Genomic DNA, 19,043 nt, shown 5'->3' with positions numbered 1-19,043 from the left:
GCACCGGTAAACGGCTGCGACCCCGCCGGCACCTGGCTGTCTATGTCTCCTTAATAGGAAATCTCAATCGGTTCATCCCCCTTGCCGAAGCGCGGCATCACGCCGAGCATCGGCGCTGAACGTCTCACGATCGCGCCGACCGTCGGCGCCGCGTTCAGTCCCGCGGTCGCCCCGATGCCCTTGCGCTCGGGTTTGGGTTCGTCAATCACCACGAGAACAACGTATCTCGGGTCATCCATCGGAAAGGCGGAGAGGAACGAGTTCCGCCGCTTGTTGCTGACATAACGGCCGTTTTCAATCTTTTCCGCGGTCCCGGTCTTGCCGCCGACTGTATATCCGGGAACATCGGCGCGGCGGCCCGATCCGTTGAGAACATTCAACCGGAACAGGTACCGCATCATGCGGCTCACATCCGGAGAAATGACCTGTTTTCCAACAGCTTGCGCCTGCTCTTGCGACCGCGGCAAGAAGGTCGGTGGCAGCAGCTTGCCACCGTTGACAACCGCAGCGGCGGCGACTGCCGTCTGCATCGGAGTGACCGACAGACCATGACCGAAGGAGATGGTCATCGCCGCCAGTTCGTTCCACTTCGGCGGCAGCAGCGGCGCTGCGTTTTCGGGCAGTTCCGTGCTCAACCGCTTTGTCAGGTGAAGCCGCTCGAGGAATTCCTTCTGCCGCGAAACCCCGGTCGCCAGCATCATCTTGGCGGTGCCGATATTGGACGAATAAATGAAAATCTCGGGCACCGACAGGATCCGGTTTTTCCCGTGGAAATCGGAAATTGTCCGTCCTGCGGCACGAATCGGGCGCGTCGCATCGAAGCTGTCGTTGATGGAAACGGCTCCGGAATCGAGCGCCATCGCGGTTGTGAACGCCTTGAACACGGAGCCCATCTCGAAAACGCCCCCGGTCGCCCGGTTCAGGCGGTCCCGCTCAAGGGCCTGCGCGCGATCGTTCGGATCGTAGTCCGGCAAGGAGGACATGGCGACCACTTCGCCCGTCTTGGCGTCCAGGACAATGCCGGCCGCTGCAATCGCGCGGTAGCGCTCCATTGCCTTGACCAGTTCGTCGCGCACAACGTGCTGCACGCGCAGATCCACGGAAAGCCTGACAGGCTCCATCGACTTGTCCGACGCAAATCCCAGCGACTGCAGATCGGCCAGCCACTCGTCATCGATATGCTTTTCGATGCCGGCGAGGCCCTGGTTGTCGACATTCACGGACCCGACGATGTGTCCCGCTGTCGGACCTCCCGGGTAGAACCTCTGGTTTTCGGACAGGAAACCGATACCGGGCAGGCCGAGATTGTGAACCTCATCGGCCTTTTGCGGGGTCATTTCACGCTTCAGCCAGACAAACCCGGCGCCGCTCTCCAAGCGCCGCCGCACCACCTGTTCGTCAAGCTCCGGAAGCGCCCGGATCAGGCCCTCGACAGCTTCGTCGACGTCAATGATCCGGCGCGGCTCCGCGTAGAGCGAAGCGGTCTTGATATCGGTTGCAAGGATTTCCCCGTTCCGGTCGATCAGGTCCGGCCGGGAAGCGGACACCGAATCCTGCGCGGAAATCCAGGCGCGTGACGGCGCTTCCTCCATCTGGGCCAGGTGAACGAGCCGTCCCGCGATGGCGGCATAGACGCAGGCAAAAGCCATCATCGCGACGATGACACGCGACCGCACGGCGCTGGAGGACACCGAGCCACGTGCGCTCCTCGGGCTGGAGCGCCTGACCTGAAGAAAGCTTGCCGGTTCGCTTACGATCGTCATCGGAGCCCCCTACTGAATCGCCGCAGATGAACCGGCATAACCGCCCATCTGGTTGGAGCCGCCGATCGGCTCGAGCATGACCGGGCGCGCAGGAAGCTCTTCGGGGCCAACGATCTGTTTCACGTCAAGAGCATCCAGTTCGAGATAGGTGTTGTAGCGTTCGACGAGGCCCTGGAGGCGGTCGGGCTTGTTCAGGAGGCTCCATTCCGCCTTGAGGTTGCGGATCGCGTTGCGCTCCTCATCGATCTGCCGCTGCAGATCCGCGACCTTCGCCGCAGACTTGGTCGCCGCGAGCTTCATGTCGTAGACGGTCGCAGCGCCGATCACGACGGCGAGAATGAACAGGATGTTCAGCGTGCGTACCATGGTCAGCCCCCCAGACCGTGAAATTCTGCAAGCCGCGGGACACCCGCCGCGTGAATATCCAGGTCGCGCGCAGGTGCGCCGGTGCGCCGCCCTGCCCTCAGTTTCGCCGAGCGCGCCCTCGGATTGCCTGCCGTTTCTTCCGCCTTCGCCTCGACCGCCTTGCGCGTCAGAAGCTCGAACGTCGCCGGGGGAACTTCCTCCTCCGGCATGTGGCGCGACCCGCCGCCGCGCGTTCTGGTCCGATCCTGGAAGAACCGCTTGACGATCCGGTCTTCCAGCGAATGGAAACTCACCAGCACGAGACGCCCGCCCGGGCGCAGGATGCGCTCCGCCGCGCCCAGCGCTTCGGCCGCCTGGTGCAGTTCACCGTTCACATAGATCCGAAGAGCCTGGAACGTGCGTGTCGCGGGATGGATCTGAGCCTTCTTGGGAGAGCGCCCGAGAACCTTTTCGACGAGGTTCGCCAACTCAAGCGTTCTGTCGAACCGCTTTTCCTTGCGTGCGCTGTCGATGGCATGCGCGACGGACGTCGCCCGTTTTTCCTCGCCCAGAAGCCCTATGATGCGGATAAGGTCCCTGACCGGCAGATCATTGACGACGTCGGCCGCCGACGGGCCCGCCTGCTCCATGCGCATGTCCAGCGGACCATCGCGCAGGAAGGAAAACCCGCGCTCGGCTTCATCCAGCTGCATCGACGAGACCCCCAGATCGAGAACCACGCCGTCGACGGCATCGAAACCGCAGCTGCGCGCATGATCTTCAAGGTCGGAAAACTGGCCGGACACGAGCATCAGCGCACCCTGCGCCTCGTCCTCCAGTGCCCGCCCCGCGGAAATTGCGTCAGGATCCCGATCGACACCGACCACCCGCGCGCCTTTCGCCAAAATGGCACGGGAATATCCGCCGGCCCCGAATGTCCCGTCGACGATCACTTCACCGGGCTTCGGATCGAGCCACTCCAGAACTTCACTCAGGAGAACCGGCACGTGGCGCTCGGGTCCGCCAGCGGCAGAAGCAGCGTCTCTGTCGCCGAGCGCCATCATGACGGCTCTCCCTGTGAAGGCGCGGGGCTTTGCCCCGACAGCATCGCGAGCGCACGTCTTTGGGCCTCAGCGCGGTACTCGCGAAACTTTTCCGGCTCCCAGATCTGAAACTTGTAATTCAACCCGACGAAAGTGACCTGATCGGTGATCCCGGTATGCTCCTTGATCATTTCGGAAATCGTCACGCGGCCATCGCCATCGATTTTCGGGTTTTCGCTTGCACCGAAAAGGGCGACCGCCAGAGCGTCATGGTCGGGTGACAGCTTGGCGAATGCCTCGGAGCGTTTGCTGATCTCCGCCAGCAGATCGTTTCCGCCGGCATCGACGGCATCGCAATGTGCGGAAGTGATGCAGTACAGCCCCTCAAATCCATCTCTCGCCAAGACCGACCGGAAGGGTGCCGGGATCGACACGCGCCCCTTGGCATCCAGCCGGTTGGTAAAGTGAGAAACAAATCCGGCCATAAATCCCCTTCAGACAGGTCCCCACCTGTCGAAATCCCCAAATCACCCTTCGAAAGAAACGGTCAAGGCGACCAAGGACATGCAATTTGCAAAACCGGCTCCTGCCGAGCCGTCAATTTATGCCCCGGACCGCGTTTATATGGGCCCGCATCCCCCGTTCTGGGTCATTATGGGATACCATGGGAAAACATGGGCAGTCAATGGAATCTCATGGATTCTGGCTGGATTTGATCGCTCACGACCCCATCGCATGACGTTAATCGAAACATGCTTAATGAAGCCTTGACAGAATTAAAGAATCAGATTCGCAGGATTACGGAGGTTTTACGTTCCGCACTCCCGCAACCCGGCAAAAACTGCCGCCCGAAACGGCCTTTGTGAATGACCTGTGGAGAACAAGAACGCCGCGCAATCGCGCGGCGTTTTCACTGCTACGGCACCTGTCCGGATCAGCTGAGCAAATCGGTGTTGCCGAGGTTTTCGAGCTGGTTGGCAACGCCGCCCTGATCCGTGACAACGGTGTTCCAGCCGGCAGCGGTCAGATTGGCGAGCGACAGATCTTCCGCCTGGACCCCTTCCAGAAGCAGGCTGTGACCGCCATTGTTCTCGACCGTGATCTGAAGCCCGTCGGCGGCTTCCGAGATGGAAATGTCAGACCCGCCAAGACCGCTGAAATTCAGACTGTCCTCCGCCGGATTAAAGGCCTTGACGGCGAACTTCCGGCCCCAGTCCCAGGTCACCAGCACCGTATCCGCGCCGTCCTGGAGAACGATGTCATCGTCACCGGCCGCTGGCACGACCGGCTGATCCGGGCCATCGGGTGTATCCGGCGGCGCGGGCTCGGAGACAACGCCAACGCCGTCCCTCACCTGATGACCGTCCGTTGTTGCGCCTGCAGGCGCGTCCGGGGTCAGGAGCGCGCTCCGCGACACCAGCGTCACATCGTTCTGATCGAAGCCGAAAGGCGCTTCCAGGTTGTCTTCCATCACCTGGTCATGATGGAACTCGACAAGGCCGGGTATGAGATCGGATTTTGAAACGCCCGTGAAAACGAAACTCTGGCCGCTTGGCAGCGAACTGATCACCAGTCCTTCCGGGGTGTCCTCCACGCTCAGACGCTCGCGCGTCCCGAAGTAGAGAAAGCTGATCTTCTGCGTCGCCGGATCAAACCCGTCTATCACTTCGCTGACACCGTATTCGTGCGAGCGAAGGTAAACGGTATCACTGTCACGCGGCCCGATATTTGCCTCCCAGGAAAGGATGCCGCCAAGGTCCTGCCGCAGATGCTCGTTGCCGACAATGCCGAAATTCTCGATCGACAGCTCGGAAAGCTGAACGCCCTGAAGGATCTGCATGTCCGGACCCCAGGGATTGTCGATCACCGGCTCGCCCGCAGGCGTCATCGTCAGGATGAGGCCATGAACCGAGGCGTTGCCGAAATCGATCTCGTCCGCTGCCGGATCGAAGCCGACAATGTCGTCCGCACCGAAATCAGCAGGCCATTTGACGCCGCCCAGCGCGCTTGCGCCGGAGGGAACCGGCGGATTGGAGCCGTCCGTGTCGTAGACCACGTCGAAGCCGCCCGTGTCGGGTGTTTCAACCGATTGTCCGAGCAGCGTTGCGACTTCGTTCAGGGCGGATTCCTCGGCAACCATGAAGTTGTTCATGGTGAGGTCCGAAGCGTCGATGCCGACAAGAACCGTCTCGCTGGCGATTTCTCCGGTCGGCGTCAGAACACGCACTGTCAGACCGGCAGAAACATCTGCAATCGTCGACGGATAGTCCGCGAACTCGAGCCGTTCCGCTATGATGCCCGCTTCCAGGTGGATCATGTCGGTGGCCGGATTGAAGCTGTCAATCACGCGTGACGGGCTGCCCGGCATGATCATGATCATCTGGGGCCCGTCCGGCGTTCCGGGATCGACCGGGTCTGCCGGATCCGGGTCAACGGGATCGTCCGGGCCGGAGGGGCCAGCGGGACTGCCACCGACCTGCGAGAGGATTTCCTGGCCGGTCGCCGCGCTCATGATGGTGAAGTTGCCGGGAGAAAGATCACCCGGCACAACGCCTTCGAGGGTCAGCGTCTGGTTGTTGGATGCCATCGTGAAGACCGTGTTGCCGCCGTTTTCCGTCATCTCGATCGCCTCGGGAGCGAACCAGTCGATGAAGATCGTGTCGGTTTCAGGGTCGAAATCCGCAAGGCTCCGGTTCGTTCCCCAGGCCCAGGTAATCACCACACTTGCCGTAGTGGCGCTCACACCTGCCGTGCCGTTCCAGCTGTCGGGTGTTGCCGGCGGCACAGGCGTATCGGGAGCATCCGGTTCGTCCGGTGTGTCCGGCTCATCAGGCGCACCCGGATCGTCCGGTTCATCCGGTGTCTCCGGTTCGTCTGGGTCATCCGGCGTAACCGGCGTATCGGGCACACCGGAGCCGTCGCCCACCAGGGCCAGAACCTCTGCCGCCGCCGTCGCATCCAGGATCGTGAAATTCGCGCTGCTCAGCTCGCTCAGCTGAACGCCTTCAAGTGTCGTCGTCTGGCTGTTGGAGGGTACCGCGAAGACGACACCCTGGGCCGTTTCGGAAACCACGAGATCCGCGGCCCCGATCCAGTCAATGAAGATCGTATCGGCTGCCGGGTCGAACCCGGTGACAACCTCGTCCTGTCCCCAGGCCCAGGTAATGACGACGTTGGCGTCGGTCTCAGAAACACCGGCTTCACCGTTGCCTCCCGGGGAACCGGTACCGGGCGTGCCGCCGGGCGTTTCCCCGGGTGTGCCGAGCCCTTCGTCACCGGTGAGCCGATCTTCATAGAAGGAGATCATCTCGGCGATCGAAGGCGAAGAATAACCACCGAATTGATCGATATATTGCAGGATGGAAGTGCCGTATTCGTCCGTACTGACGGCTCCGCCCTGAAGCAGGGACGCTGTGCCCCACGCGCCGCGTAAGTGCGCCGCCGCGAGAATACCGGTCAGTGTCAGCTCCACGGTGACGGTCACGCCGTTCTGGACATAGCTGGCTGTCTGGCCAATGAAATCGCTCAGGGACTGACCGCTGCCGGAAAGCTGTGTCTCCAGAACCTGCAGATTGTAGCCGAAGGCTTCCTGGATCGCGACGTCTTGAGCCTCCTTCGTCATGAAGTCTTCGAGCGATGTGACGCCGTTCTTGCCCGTCCACGTCCCGTCCCAGGTGTTGGTGGCTGCCCCGTTGCCGTAAAAGACGGTGTCATCGTAGTAGCCGAGATCGATCAGCAGCGCCTCGCCGAACTGGAACCCGACGAACCCGAGCGAGTTCATCGACTGGTACGCCATTGCCTCCCATTCGGCATCCGTGAGCTGCGACCAGCTGGTATATTGCGGAAACCGGGTCTCGACGCCGCCCCCGGCCCATTCGTCCAGTTGCCAGTCCTGAATGATGCCGGAATTGTAGCGGTCCCTGTCCCAGCCCGACTCAAAGGCAAGCAGCGCCGCCAGAAAATCCTCGAACGTGCCTTCCATCTTTCTCCCACCTGTATTGATTGAACCGAATCAAGATTAGGCACGAAGAAAGATAGCAACATGGACAAAACATTAAATGTTCAAGGCGATAAAGTGTTCACCGAGTCACATTTTATACATAATCAGGCGAAAAATATTTTGCTGAATACATAAAACACTCAAGATGAAAAATTCTTCCATCAATTCGAGAATTTTCTCTCCGAAAGACGGACCCCGCGGATGGGACGGGAGCGTCAGCAGAACCGGCGGCGGCGCAAGGTGTCCCTGGGTGTCTCCCCATACCGTGCCTTGTAGGCCTGGGAGAACCGTCCCGCATGCCGTTGTCCAGACCTTTCGGCGATCTCCGAAACCGAAAGATTGCCGCTGCTCAATAGCAACAGGTGCCGCGCGAACTTCAGGCGGATGTCCTGCAGTTTCTCCATCGGGCTGCATCCGAACTCGCGCTTGAACACCATCTGCAGATTGCGGGGGGTCGTCCCGGCAAAGGAACAGATATCCAGCAGGCTTATATCCTGATCGAACCTGTCGTTAATAAAGGCCACTGCCCTCTTCAGAATAGCCGGAGTGGCACCCGTGATGCGATCGCCAACGATGTGGGACACAGTGCTCGTCTGGGCGTCCAGCAACGAAGTCACAAGCGCTTCTTCAAGCTGCTGCTGCCGGGGATCATCCGGTTGGCGGAAAACCTGCCCGGACGCCGCGGCTCCGAAAAGACCGCGCAGGCGTTTTGCCCACACTGAGACCGCAGCACGTTTCAAGTCGAGACCTGGATCGAAACGGATCGTGTTCACGCCAAGACCTGTCATGCGGGTGGCAATCTCCGCGACGTAGGATCTTTCGATCTGTACCAGAACCTGTTCGCACCCGGCATGCCAGCGCATCGTGGTGTGCCGGTCCGGATTCAGGACCACGCCCATGGACGTCGTCGACTGGACCGACCGGGTACCATTGCGCACGTCCGCAATACCGGCAATCGGTATCTGGATCAGAAAGAAATCGGACAGTTCGCCCGGGTCGATGGTCACGTCCGCCCCATAACGGATGTAGTTCAGCGAAACATGTTTGCCGTCGACCCTGTTCTGGCAGGCGTTGAAGCGATCCGCGGCTGACATCCGCTCAAGCCTGTGGCTGCAGAAATTGCGCGCGACGATTTCCCGGGCTTCGTCGACATCGAGCGTGTCGAAGCACCTGAAATCACTGAGCGGCGGTCTGGGCGCGGATCGGAGCATGACAGATCATGCCGCGTGGCTCCGGTCCGTTCAAGCATTCGCTCTCGTCAAGGCGGCGAATGACTGCACCTGGTCGGATTTTTTCGCAATCTGGATAAAGCATTCCGGAGGCCGCAGGTAGCATTTCCCTCACCAATACACTGCTTCACGGAGGGGAACAGAATGCACAACGGAGCCGGAATCACATCCGCGGACGCGGGCCTCGACGACATCAGCTGGAATGTTGTCGGTCAAACCTACAAACCGAAACTCCATAGCGCCAACGCCTTCATCTGGCACGCCGTGGTTCCGGCGGAAAGCTTCGTCCCGCCGCATGTCCACCCGACCCAGGACGAATGGATCGTCATGCTGGAGGGCGAGCTCGAAGTTGAAATGGGCGGCAGGACACATGTGGCACAGGCCGGTGACACGGTACGCATGCCGATGGGAGAGGCGCACGGGATTTTCAATCGGTCCGGCAAGACCGCAACCTGCGTTTTCGGTGTCGCACCGGCGCGCAAGCTGTTCGACCTTTTCATCGCCCTGAACGGTGTCACGGACCCGCAGGAGCTCGTCAGGTTGTCGGCCCTGCACGAAGTCGATTTCCTCCCCCCGCCGGATCAGGCTTGAGCAGGCCCAAAGGCGACAGGAGGAATGTGACATGACCAAACGCAAGAACGTCGCGATCATCGGCGGCGGCGTGAGCGGCCTTGCCGCGGCCAAGGCGTTCGATGAGCGCGGCCACCGGGTCTTCGGCTTTGAGCGCAGCCACGATTTCGGTGGTGTCTGGGAACTGTCCCGGTCCTATCCGGGCGTTCAAACCCAGTCGCCGAAGGATCTCTACCGGTACACCGATCTTGCCATGCCGGACGATTATCCGGAATGGCCCAAGGGGCCTCAGGTACATGCCTACCTTCATAGCTACGCCGACAAGCACAAGCTGGCTCGACTGTTTCAGCTGAACACGAATGTGCGCTCCATGGATCGCAGGAAGGACGGCGAACCCGGCTGGACACTCACGCTTGAGGCCGGCGACAAGGTGCGGACGCAGGACTTTGATTTCGTCGCCGTCTGCACGGGACAGTTTTCGGACAAGAACATCATCACGCATCCCGGTCAGGAGGCGTTCGAAGCCACGGGCCGCAGCGTCATTCACAGCTCTGAATACACCGACCCGGCAACGGCGAAAGACAAGGATGTCGTCGTCCTCGGAGGATCCAAATCCGCGACGGACATTGCCGTCAACGCCGCCGCCAGCGGTGCGCGCTCGGTCACGCTGGTCTATCGGGAGCCGGTCTGGCGGGTGCCCTATTTCGTCGGCGGTATCAATTTCAAACGGCTCCTCTACATGCGCGCACAGGAACAGCAGTTCAACGCATGGGGGCGCTCCCCTGCCGGAAAGGCCCTCTTTGCCGCTTTCAAGCCTCTGATCTGGGCCAACTTCCGGGGTCTCGAGACGCTGCTCAAGCTGCAGCTCGGACTTAAGAAATGGGACATGGTGCCCGACGCACCGATCGAGAAGGATGCGTCCTGTTCGCTGCCCATCGTTACGCCGGGCCTGTTCGAGGGTTTCAACGACGGATCGATCCGTCCGGTCAGGGGAACCATTGAACGCTACGAGACCGACAAGGTCGTCCTGACGAACGGAGACACGGTGCCTTGCGATCTGTCGATCCTCGCGGTCGGCTGGAAACTCGGTGTTCCCTTTCTCGCGCAGGATTTTCAGGACAAGCTGATCGAACCGGATGGTCAGTACCGCGTCTACAGGCTGGCCGTGAACCCCGAACTGCCCGACATGGGTTTCGTCGGTTTCAATTCCAGTTTCTGCACCATCCTCTCCGCGGAAATGATCGCGAACTGGCTTGTGCGATTTGCGGACGGCAAACTGGCGAAACAGCCCAGCGCAGCGGACATGACACGGAACATCGAGGAGATGCTCGAATGGCGGCGCAAGGAACGCCCGGCCGCCAAGGTCTATGGCGGCTTGTGCTCCGCACCCTTCCACTTCCGGCATTTCGACGAGCTGCTTTCGGACATGGGTGCCGGGAAGACAAAACGGTCCAACCCGTTGGCAGAACAATTCTCCTACCCGAACGCGGACGCCTACGGTGAATTTCTGGCAAGCGCACCGCAATATGCGGCGGGTTGAAATGGAAATGCCAGCCGGCCTGTAAGCCGGGTTCTGTATGGCCCGTATCGACGGACGCGACAGCCATTCATCTGGGATGCCCGTTGCCGGGCACCTCTCGCAACCAACCCGGACAGCAGGCCTGGAAACCGGCCTGTTCCGGGATTTCTCCCGGCCCGCGCTGTCCCTATTCGGTCTTGCTCCCGGTGGGGTTTACCGTGCCGCCACTGTTACCAGCAGCGCGGTGGGCTCTTACTCCACCCTTTCACCCTTACCCCGGCGAGCCGGGGCGGTTTGCTTTCTGTGGCACTTTCCCTGAGGTTGCCCTCGCCGGGCGTTACCCGGCACCGTGTTTCCATGGAGCCCGGACTTTCCTCTCCCGCGGCCTTTCGGCGCTTGCGGCAGCGGCTGTCCGGCCGACTGGCGCTAGCGGCTTAAGTGGCTTTCGGTTGAAGGTCAAGCAACAGCGCCTGCCAAATCTCCCCTTTGACGAACGATCCGGATCGTTCGCCCGGATTTCCGGGATCTGACCGGGCGCTCCCGGACCGGACGCGCGCCCGCACCGTCAGCCGGTTTCGGTTGCACAGAGCGTCCTGGGGGACTTCCGGGGGCTGCCGGGCGGTGATTCACGCACGCGCATCAGATTTCCGCTTCGGTGAACCAAGTTTTCACGTTTGGGTGAACGGGTCCCAAAAGCGCAGATTTCCGCAGTTTTGCTATCAGACTTTATTTTTGACTACTAAGTACAGAATACCCATATGCCGATTGCAAGAGATTGGCATCACGGGTGCTGACCACCCAGAAAATGGAGATCTGAGATGACGGAATTTACGCTTCACACGCAGGAAACGGCCCCGGAAGGCAGCCGTCCGCTTCTGGACAACTCGCTCGAGGCGTTCGGCATGATACCGAACCTGCACGCCGTGATGGCCGAGTCGCCCCAGCACCTTGAGGCCTACCAGAAACTTCATGAACTTTTTCAGCAGACAAGCCTGTCGGTCGTCGAGCAGACCGTGGTCTGGATGACGATCAACGTGGAACATGCGTGTCATTACTGCGTGCCGGCCCATACCGCCATCGCGCACATGCAGAAGGTCAATGATGGTGTCATCGAAGCCCTGAGAAACGCGGCTCCGCTCGAAGACGACAGGCTCGAGGCGCTGCGGCAGTTCACGCTGAAGGTCGTCCGTCAGCGCGGCGTCGTCTCCGATGCCGACGTCAACACGTTCCTGGCGGCGGGTTATACAAAACAGCAGGTCCTCGACATCATTCTTGGCGTTGCCCAGAAAGTCATGTCAAATTACGTGAACCACTTGGCCGACACACCTGTTGATGCCCCATTCCGGAAATTCGAATGGCAGCCGGCAGTGGCCGCCGCAGAATGAACGAACGGGCTCCGGCGGCACGCTGCCGGAGCCCGTCGCAGACAGAGGAAAGATGGCCGGACGACCGAAAACATTTGACACCGACAAAGCCCTCAACGCCTTCGTCGACGTGTTCTGGACGAAGGGATACCAGGGAACCTCCGTGGATGATCTGCAGGAAGCAGCCGGGATCAAGCGCGGCAGCTTCTATGCTGCGTTCGGCTGCAAGGACGATGTTTTCAATGCCGTCCTTGAGAAATACTGGAATGAGGCCACCGCGCTGGGTTTGAACCGGATGGACCGCGAAGAGGAGCCTTTGAAGGCGGTGGCCGCGCTCGTGCGCCATGTCGGCATCTTCATGACGCAAAACACGCCGCGCGGCTGCCTGTTGCTGACGTCTTCGGCAGCAGTGCCCGGGCAGCGCGGTGACGGCACCAACCCTGTTCGCGAGCGCATGAAGATGCTCGAACACAGGATCCACGGCGTGATTGCGGGCGAGAAAGGCATTCAGGACGAAGCTGCGGCGCAGGAGCTCACCGCATTTGCGCTCGCGTGCCTGCTGGGGCTGAACGCGTTGGCGCGCAACGGCCAGGACGGGGACAAGATCCTGGCAGCTGCGCACCATGCCGCGGACTGCATCGAAAGGACCGCAGCCTGACGAGCGCACGCACGCGCCGGTTCCGCAATGTTTCTGCGTCGCACAATATTCATTTCTCATGAGCCGCGGCAGACGCTAACCTTCGCAGCACGGATTGAACTGCGAGGACGCGCTCAATGAAACAGGCCATCAAGGCGGCCCAGGCCGCCGAGCTCATCCCGGACGGATCAACCTTGTTGATCGGCGGATTTATGGGGGTTGGCTCCCCGCACCGGCTCATCGATGCCATCGTCGCACGGGGAACGAGAGACCTGACGGTCGTTGCCAATGATACGGCGATGCCCGGCCGCGGCATCGGAAAACTTGTCACGGCAGGCGCTCTTTCCCGGGTCGTTGCGTCTCATATCGGGCTCAATCCGGAAACCCAGCAGAAAATGATCTCCGGTGAAATCGACGTCGACCTGGTCCCACAGGGCACACTCGTGGAACGGATCCGCGCGGCAGGCGTCGGTCTCGGCGGCATCCTGACGCCCACCGGCCTCGGTACGCTGGTCGAGGACGGCAAACAGATCGTCACCGTGAAGGGACAGAAGTTTCTGCTGGAAGAACCGATCCACGCAGATTTTGCGTTGATCGCAGCGCATCAGGCCGACTATGTCGGCAATCTGGAATATTCGCTCACGGCACACAATTTCAATCCGATCATGGCCCTAGCCGGGAACGCCGTCATCGCCGAACCGCAAACGATCGTGCCGGTCGGCGTGATCTCGCCCGACAGTGTGAAAACACCCGGTGTTCTTGTCGATCATCTTCTGGAGAGACAGCCCGATGGAAGCTAAGGAAATCATCGCGCGGCGCGTGGCACAGGAAATCGAGCCGGATTCGCTTGTCAATCTCGGCATCGGCCTGCCGTCCATGGTGGCCCATTATCTGCCCAAGGAGGTGCATGTCTTCTTCCAGGCGGAAAACGGCGTCATCGGCCTCGGCTCCCGCCCTCCGGAAGGCATGGAGGATCCCGATCTGACTGACGCGGGCGGCGGTTTCGTGACCGCCGTTCCCGGCGCTGCCTCGATCGACAGCGCGATGAGTTTCGGACTGATCCGCGGCGGACACCTGGACATGACGGTTCTGGGCGGGCTGCAGGTCGACGAGCGTGGCTATCTTGCCAACTGGATGGTGCCGGGCAAGATGGTTCCCGGCATGGGCGGCGCCATGGATCTTGTTGCCGGCGCGAAACACGTGATCGTCGCGATGGTCCACACGGCAAGGGGCAAGCCGAAAATTCTGCGTGAATGTACACTCCCGCTGACCGCCAAGCGCCGGGTGAGCCTGATCGTGACCGAAATGGCCGTCATCGAACCAACGGAGGACGGTCTGGTTCTGAAGGAAACAGGCCCCGATACAAGCATCGACGACATCATCTCGTCGACGGAGGCCAGCCTGATCGTGCGGGGCGACGTGCCGAAAATGCGTCTCTAACTGGCTGCGAAAAGCGGGCCGCGATCAGACAGGTAATTCCTCCATCAGGTCGCCGATGGCGTTCACACCGTCCTGGATCTGGCGCGGCGTTGCGTCGGCGAAGCCGATGATGAGGCCCGGCTGTCTGACCTCGCCCTGATAGCAGTTGCTCAGGGGAGAAACCGAAAATCCGCGCTCCTGCATGGCCTGGGCGAAGGCGACATCGTCGACCGGTTCCCGGAACAGCATGGCAACCTGAACATTGCCGTTCGGCACGTCGACGGCGACCCGGTTGCCGAGGCGTTCCTTCAACGTTTTGACAAGCAGTGTTCCGCGCTCCTCGTAGATCCTGCGGATGCGCTTCAGGTGTTTCTGATAGGCGCCGCTGTCGATGAATTGCGCCAGCGCGACCTGGACCTGAACGCTTGCCGCGCAGCCCATGTTGCGCATCAGTTGCTGCAACGGCTGCGCGAGGCTTGACGGCACCACGCAAAAAGACAGCCGTAAACCCGGCAGGAGGCTTTTTGAAAAGGTGCCGAGATAGATTACCTGCCCCTCCTCCGCGAGACCGTATAGCGCCGCGACGGGTCTGCCTTCGAACAGGAATTCACTGTCATAGTCGTCTTCCAGGATGACCGCACCGGCAGACCGCGTCGCCTCGAGCAGGGACAACCGCCGCCCGAGGGGCATGCGGGTTCCGAGGGGATACTGGTGCGACGGCGTCACGTAGATCAGGCGGGGCTTCGCACCGGAGGACAGGAGACGATCAACGTCGGCGCCCATGTGGTCGACCGGCAGCGGGTGCACGTTCAGCCCGGCGACATGAAACGCGGTCCTGGCACCCAGATAGCCCGGTTCTTCCAGCCATGCGTTGTCACCGGGCTCGGACAGCGCCATCGACAGCAGCGACAGGCTTGCCTGCATCGAACTTGTCACGAGGATCTGGTCCGGGCGGGCACGCACGCCGCGTTCTGCCGCAAGGTGACGTGCCAACTGTTCCTTCAGGGCCGGAACACCTGAATAGTTTCTGTATTGCAGATCCGGTCCGCGTTCCATGCGCGCGGCACGGCGCAGGTGCCGCGCCCACTCCTCATAGGGAAAACAGTCCAGCGCAGGGGACCCGGGCTGAAGTGCTCCATGCCGGGTCGCCCAGCCGTCGCCGCGCACGTTTGCCGCCATGTGCAGGCCCCGGGCCGAAAGATCGAGCGCAACCCCGGAGCCGGCTTGAGGCCCGTAGCGTCCCTCCGGCGGGAGATCCTCGGTAATCCGGGGCGCGGCCCCCGCCCTCAGCGTGATGACGCCTTCGGCCTGCAGCAGTTCGTAGGCGGCATTCACCGTGTTGCGCGCAACGTCCAGGGAGGACGCAAGCCGCCGTGTCGACGGCAGCTTCGCGCCTTTGGCGAGCAGTCCGGCGCGCACGGCATCGCGAAAGCCGCGGTAGATCTGTTCCGACAGGGGGATCGGCCCGGACCGGTCGAGTGACAGGATGCCTTCAGGAAAAACTGGTTCTTTCATTTTTCAAAAACCGGATCTTTTGAAAATCCAGTTTATCGGGGAAACCGGGGATTACAAGATCCACCCAACCTGGAGCAGACCATGTCCACACTGGAAAGGCGGCAAGCCGCGGACAAGCCGCGTTACGCCAAGATCCGGCAAATGAACCGGGGCAGTTATGATCGGGCACTTGCCTATGAAATCCTGGATGCCGGCCTCGTCGCCCATTGCGGTTTCATTCATGAAGACCGGCCGATGGTCATACCCATGGTCTACGCCCGGATCGGCGACCGTCTCTACATTCACGGAGCCAGCGCCACGCGCATCATCAAGAACAACGCAAAAGGCGTCCCGGCGAGCCTGACCGTGACGCTGCTCGACGGTCTCGTCGTGGCCCGCTCGGCCTTCCATCATTCGATGAACTACCGCTGTGCGATCGTCCATGGCACTGCGCGTCTGGTGGAGGGAAAGGAAGAACAGATCGAGGCGCTGGCTGCCATTACCGATCACATGCTTCCGGGCCGCTGGGACGAATGCCGTGCGATGTCGGCGAAGGAACACAAGGCGACCGGCGTGCTGGTTCTTGATATCGAAGAGGTCAGCACCAAGGTGCGGACTGGCGGCCCTGTCGACGACAAGGAAGATCTCGGCACCGATCTCTGGGCCGGCGTTGTGCCCGTAACCACCGCGCTGGGGCAGCCGTTTGATGCCTATGACGTGCCTGACGGCACGCCTGTGCCGGCCTCGATCCCGGCAGCCCGGCGCAAATTCGCCTGAACGGAAAAACCCCGCTGCAACGCAGCGGGGTTCGATGTTGCCCACGGGAGAGCCAGGCTTTCCCTGACTGAACGTGACCGCCCTGTCACAATCAGCTGGATGACATGATGCGCTTGACCTTGCTGCAATACTTGCGGCTGACCGGGTTCATGCGCTTGGCATAGTGACCGGCATTATAGCGAAGGATCGTGCCGCACAGGTCGCCATTGGCGCGCTGGTGCGCACCGGCCAGGTATTTCATGCCCCATTCGATGTTCGTTTCCGGATCGTAGAGTGCTTTGGTGGAACCGCGGTAGCCGATGCCCCGCGCGGTTGCCGGCTTGATCTGCATGAGACCGACTTCACCGGCGCGACCGCGTGCACGCGGGTTGAAGTTGCTTTCGACTTCCACGACGGCTTTGGCGATCTTGACCGGGACACCGTGCTTGGCAGCAGCCTTGCGGATCAGCCTGGAGAAGTCATCTTTCTTGGCCGATGTGCTCTTCGCCTGAACGTTTTTGGCCTGAGAACCTTTGGCCTTTGCATTCGTGGTCCGTGTTTTGGACTTGGTCTGCGTGGCCTTCTTGACGTTGGTCTTGGCAGACGTCTTTGCCTTTGCCGTCGACGATTTTTTCGGTGCCGCGGTCTCGGCTTTCTTCTTCGTAGTGTCCTTGTCCGCTTCGATCACGTGCAGGATGGGCTTGGAGCCTGATCCGACTTCTTCGCGTGCCGCGATCTTCTCCGCGTTCTGCTTCATCTTTTCCGGATCGATCACATGCAGGATCGGATCCGCCCCCGAACTGGCAGCCATCGCATACGGCGCTACGGTTGATGTTGCGAAGGCGAAAAGACAAAGCGCCCCAGTGAGTTTCGTAAATGACCGTAACATGCGTCCAGCCCTTTTGGTTTTTGTTGCGGTTGAATTCGGGGCGGAGAATTGCCGGACCGTTTGGACAAAAATGAGCGCAGGAAAATCACGATTTATGTCAGATTATTTCAGAATTTTACCGGAAAACTGGCTCGAATTTGTCGGCTCGACCGGTTTGTGACCAAACCTTGCCCGGTTTCCGGCATTTTACCGGCGCTGAAGAGAAAATCTGTGACACGTGAAAAAAATTCACCCGATTTGCTGCGATGCAAAAAAGCCTTCGGACGACGCAAAATTGAAGTTGAAAGGATGAAAGGCTAACAAATACAACGTCTGATTTTGTCCGCGGCGCTCACGCCAAATTGGGGACTAGACGGAAAACGACGGAAGTTTCCGCAGGAGCGAAGTAAGCGTTTCTATTGTCGAATGATCGGCCACGCCATCAAGCTTTTCCGGTCGGAAGTGGCGCTGAAACGCCATCACTGCATGGCGCGTCTTCGCATCGAAGGTGCCGTTGATGTCGATATCATATCCGTAGAGCCCGAGCATGGATTGCAAGGCCTCGACGGGCTGACCCCGGTCCCCTTCCTGCATGAGCAGCCCCGCGACGATCGGATGCGGCTCGACATGGAGCCCGGCGCCGGCCTCGGCCAGACGTTTCCAGGGAAATAGCTCGCCGGGGTCTTCCTTCCGGTCCGGTGCAATATCCGAATGACCGAGCACCATCCAGGGCAGGATGTCGTGACGGCTGCAGACATCCTTCGCCAGGGCAGCAACGGCTTCAATCTGGACGTCCGGAAACGCTCGGTAGCCGAACTCGTGACCCGGATTGACGATTTCTATTCCGATGGAACGGGAGTTCACATCCGTCTCCCCCTTCCAGAAACTCCTGCCCGCGTGCCAAGCACGCCTTGCTTCGGGAACACACTGAAGAATTTCACCGTCTTCGTGCACCAGATAATGCGCGGAAACTTCCGCACGCGGATCACACAGCCTTTGCAGCGCCTCTTCGGCGCTTTGCATCCCCGTATAGTGGAGGATGAGCATGTCGATCGGGGCGCCGGGCGCCCGCTCGCCGTGATTGGGCGAAGGATGAACGCGTGCCGCCACGCCGGTATCCGTGTCTACGCTCATATGCCCCTTTCCGCGCGGATCTTTGCCCAGGCGTCGTTGAGGGCAGCCAGCCGGTCGTTTGCGATCCTGACGAATTCTTCTGGAACGCCTCTTGCCATCAGCCTGTCAGGATGGGTTTCCTGCACTTCGCGGCGATAGTGCGCCTTGAGTTCCGTATCGCTTGCCTCCGGCCCGAGCCCCAGAACTTCATAGGGGTTTCCGTCCTTGCGAACGTGTCTTGCAAGAACTTTCGAAAACTCGCGCTCATCGAGGCCAAAGACGGACGCCACACGGGAGAGATAGCCGACCTCGCTCTCGTGAACGACGCCGTCCGCCTTGGCGATGTGGAAAAGCCCGTCAAGGATATCGAGCAGGGTTTTGCGGTCATACGGGAAGAGGTCCGCGAGTTTCTTGGCGTAGACTTCAAATCCCGCAACATCTTCCTGCGCCAGATTGAATAGACGCGTGACGTTGCGTTCCTCTTTCGGGGGGACTTCGAAGAGTTCGCGAAACGCGATGATTTCGTCGGTCGTGACGACCCCATCCGCCTTCGCCATTTTTGCGCTGAGGGCGATCATTGCCACGGTAAAGCCGACGCTGCTTGTGCCTTCCGGACGTGCCAGCACAAGCTGAACAAGCCGATCGACAACTTGTGCACCACCGGTTCCGATAGCACTCACGATACTGCCGATGCTGCTCCAGACGCTCACCAAAAGCTCCTGATCTGCTCAAACCGCGAAACGGCAGCGCGCCTGCTCCGCCCGGAATCAATTCCGGTCTCGAGTCTTATCGGCAGTCGCCGTCTTTGACTAGGAGTGACCTCCCGCGAAACGGAACATTCCTCAAAAACGGTCCGGATCGGGCGCAAGGCCACCCGCGAAAAAATCACTAAGGACTTCTTCCGAGGATTCATGATGGTTAAA

General features: G+C 60.6%; 17 protein-coding genes and 1 other RNA gene. 7 read left to right on the top strand and 11 right to left on the bottom strand.

Features of this window, described 5'->3' with window-relative positions:
* Positions 1 to 50: 50 nt before the first annotated feature.
* From ACO08A_RS19655 to ACO08A_RS19630, 6 genes are all read right to left on the bottom strand, one after another.
* The gene (locus ACO08A_RS19655; RefSeq protein WP_421984116.1) at positions 51 to 1,763 is read right to left on the bottom strand and encodes a peptidoglycan D,D-transpeptidase FtsI family protein; all 1,713 of its coding nucleotides are present in this window, start codon (positions 1,761 to 1,763) and stop codon (positions 51 to 53) included.
* 9 nt (positions 1,764 to 1,772) lie between these two features.
* The gene (ftsL, locus tag ACO08A_RS19650) at positions 1,773 to 2,129 is read right to left on the bottom strand and encodes a cell division protein FtsL (RefSeq protein ID WP_319383137.1); all 357 of its coding nucleotides are present in this window, start codon (positions 2,127 to 2,129) and stop codon (positions 1,773 to 1,775) included.
* A gap of 2 nt (positions 2,130 to 2,131) precedes the next feature.
* Positions 2,132 to 3,172 (bottom strand): 16S rRNA (cytosine(1402)-N(4))-methyltransferase RsmH, encoded by a 1,041-nt coding sequence (rsmH, locus tag ACO08A_RS19645; protein WP_422037635.1) that lies wholly within the window; start codon positions 3,170 to 3,172, stop codon positions 2,132 to 2,134.
* The gene (locus tag ACO08A_RS19640) at positions 3,169 to 3,636 is read right to left on the bottom strand and encodes a division/cell wall cluster transcriptional repressor MraZ (protein WP_422037634.1); all 468 of its coding nucleotides are present in this window, start codon (positions 3,634 to 3,636) and stop codon (positions 3,169 to 3,171) included. The genes rsmH and ACO08A_RS19640 overlap by 4 nt, the downstream gene beginning before the upstream one ends.
* Positions 3,637 to 4,085: 449 nt before the next feature.
* On the bottom strand, positions 4,086 to 7,133 hold the full coding sequence (locus ACO08A_RS19635) for a hypothetical protein (RefSeq protein WP_422037633.1): 3,048 nt from the start codon (positions 7,131 to 7,133) through the stop codon (positions 4,086 to 4,088).
* Between the two features lie 233 nt (positions 7,134 to 7,366).
* A complete protein-coding gene (locus tag ACO08A_RS19630) occupies positions 7,367 to 8,362 on the bottom strand; it encodes a helix-turn-helix domain-containing protein (RefSeq protein ID WP_422037632.1) in 996 nt (331 codons plus the stop codon).
* A gap of 162 nt (positions 8,363 to 8,524) precedes the next feature.
* Between ACO08A_RS19630 and ACO08A_RS19625 the strand changes: the two genes are divergently transcribed.
* A complete protein-coding gene (locus ACO08A_RS19625; protein WP_422037631.1) occupies positions 8,525 to 8,971 on the top strand; it encodes a cupin domain-containing protein in 447 nt (148 codons plus the stop codon).
* 31 nt (positions 8,972 to 9,002) lie between these two features.
* A complete protein-coding gene (locus tag ACO08A_RS19620; RefSeq protein WP_422037630.1) occupies positions 9,003 to 10,490 on the top strand; it encodes a flavin-containing monooxygenase in 1,488 nt (495 codons plus the stop codon).
* 6 nt (positions 10,491 to 10,496) lie between these two features.
* On the opposite strand, the gene rnpB is transcribed toward ACO08A_RS19620, so the two are convergent.
* Positions 10,497 to 10,893, bottom strand: an RNA gene (gene rnpB / locus ACO08A_RS19615) — RNase P RNA component class A.
* Between the two features lie 394 nt (positions 10,894 to 11,287).
* Between rnpB and ACO08A_RS19610 the strand changes: the two genes are divergently transcribed.
* From ACO08A_RS19610 to ACO08A_RS19595, 4 genes are all read left to right on the top strand, one after another.
* Positions 11,288 to 11,854 carry a carboxymuconolactone decarboxylase family protein gene (locus ACO08A_RS19610; protein ID WP_422037629.1) on the top strand — a complete coding sequence of 189 codons (567 nt, stop codon included), beginning with the start codon at positions 11,288 to 11,290 and terminating at the stop codon, positions 11,852 to 11,854.
* Positions 11,855 to 11,906: 52 nt separating this feature from the next.
* A complete protein-coding gene (locus ACO08A_RS19605; RefSeq protein ID WP_422037628.1) occupies positions 11,907 to 12,491 on the top strand; it encodes a TetR/AcrR family transcriptional regulator in 585 nt (194 codons plus the stop codon).
* Between the two features lie 116 nt (positions 12,492 to 12,607).
* Positions 12,608 to 13,270, top strand: coding sequence for a CoA transferase subunit A (locus tag ACO08A_RS19600; protein WP_422037627.1), 663 nt, complete (start codon positions 12,608 to 12,610; stop codon positions 13,268 to 13,270).
* Positions 13,260 to 13,910, top strand: a complete 651-nt coding sequence (locus tag ACO08A_RS19595; RefSeq protein ID WP_422037626.1) for a 3-oxoacid CoA-transferase subunit B — start codon at positions 13,260 to 13,262, stop codon at positions 13,908 to 13,910. The genes ACO08A_RS19600 and ACO08A_RS19595 overlap by 11 nt, the downstream gene beginning before the upstream one ends.
* Before the next feature lie 24 nt (positions 13,911 to 13,934).
* Here ACO08A_RS19595 and ACO08A_RS19590 read toward each other — a convergent pair whose 3' ends face one another.
* The gene (locus tag ACO08A_RS19590; protein ID WP_422037625.1) at positions 13,935 to 15,404 is read right to left on the bottom strand and encodes a PLP-dependent aminotransferase family protein; all 1,470 of its coding nucleotides are present in this window, start codon (positions 15,402 to 15,404) and stop codon (positions 13,935 to 13,937) included.
* Between the two features lie 81 nt (positions 15,405 to 15,485).
* On the opposite strand from ACO08A_RS19590, the gene ACO08A_RS19585 reads away from it, so the two are divergent.
* On the top strand, positions 15,486 to 16,160 hold the full coding sequence (locus ACO08A_RS19585; RefSeq protein ID WP_422037624.1) for a pyridoxamine 5'-phosphate oxidase family protein: 675 nt from the start codon (positions 15,486 to 15,488) through the stop codon (positions 16,158 to 16,160).
* Between the two features lie 91 nt (positions 16,161 to 16,251).
* Here the strand turns inward: ACO08A_RS19585 and ACO08A_RS19580 are convergent, their stop codons facing one another.
* The 3 genes from ACO08A_RS19580 to ACO08A_RS19570 form a co-directional block, all read right to left on the bottom strand.
* Positions 16,252 to 16,896: a transglycosylase SLT domain-containing protein gene (locus ACO08A_RS19580; protein ID WP_422041782.1), complete on the bottom strand. Its 645-nt coding sequence runs from the start codon at positions 16,894 to 16,896 to the stop codon at positions 16,252 to 16,254.
* Between the two features lie 480 nt (positions 16,897 to 17,376).
* On the bottom strand, positions 17,377 to 18,141 hold the full coding sequence (locus tag ACO08A_RS19575; RefSeq protein WP_422037623.1) for an N-acetylmuramoyl-L-alanine amidase: 765 nt from the start codon (positions 18,139 to 18,141) through the stop codon (positions 17,377 to 17,379).
* Positions 18,138 to 18,830 carry a J domain-containing protein gene (locus ACO08A_RS19570; protein WP_306142996.1) on the bottom strand — a complete coding sequence of 231 codons (693 nt, stop codon included), beginning with the start codon at positions 18,828 to 18,830 and terminating at the stop codon, positions 18,138 to 18,140. The genes ACO08A_RS19575 and ACO08A_RS19570 overlap by 4 nt, the downstream gene beginning before the upstream one ends.
* Positions 18,831 to 19,043 lie beyond the last annotated feature (213 nt).

It is taken from the genome of Roseibium sp. (assembly GCF_965232425.1).
In the GTDB taxonomy this organism is placed as follows: Bacteria; Pseudomonadota; Alphaproteobacteria; order Rhizobiales; family Stappiaceae; genus Roseibium.
Note: the sequence above shows the minus strand (reverse complement) of the source record. Positions and strands in the feature narration are given on the sequence as shown.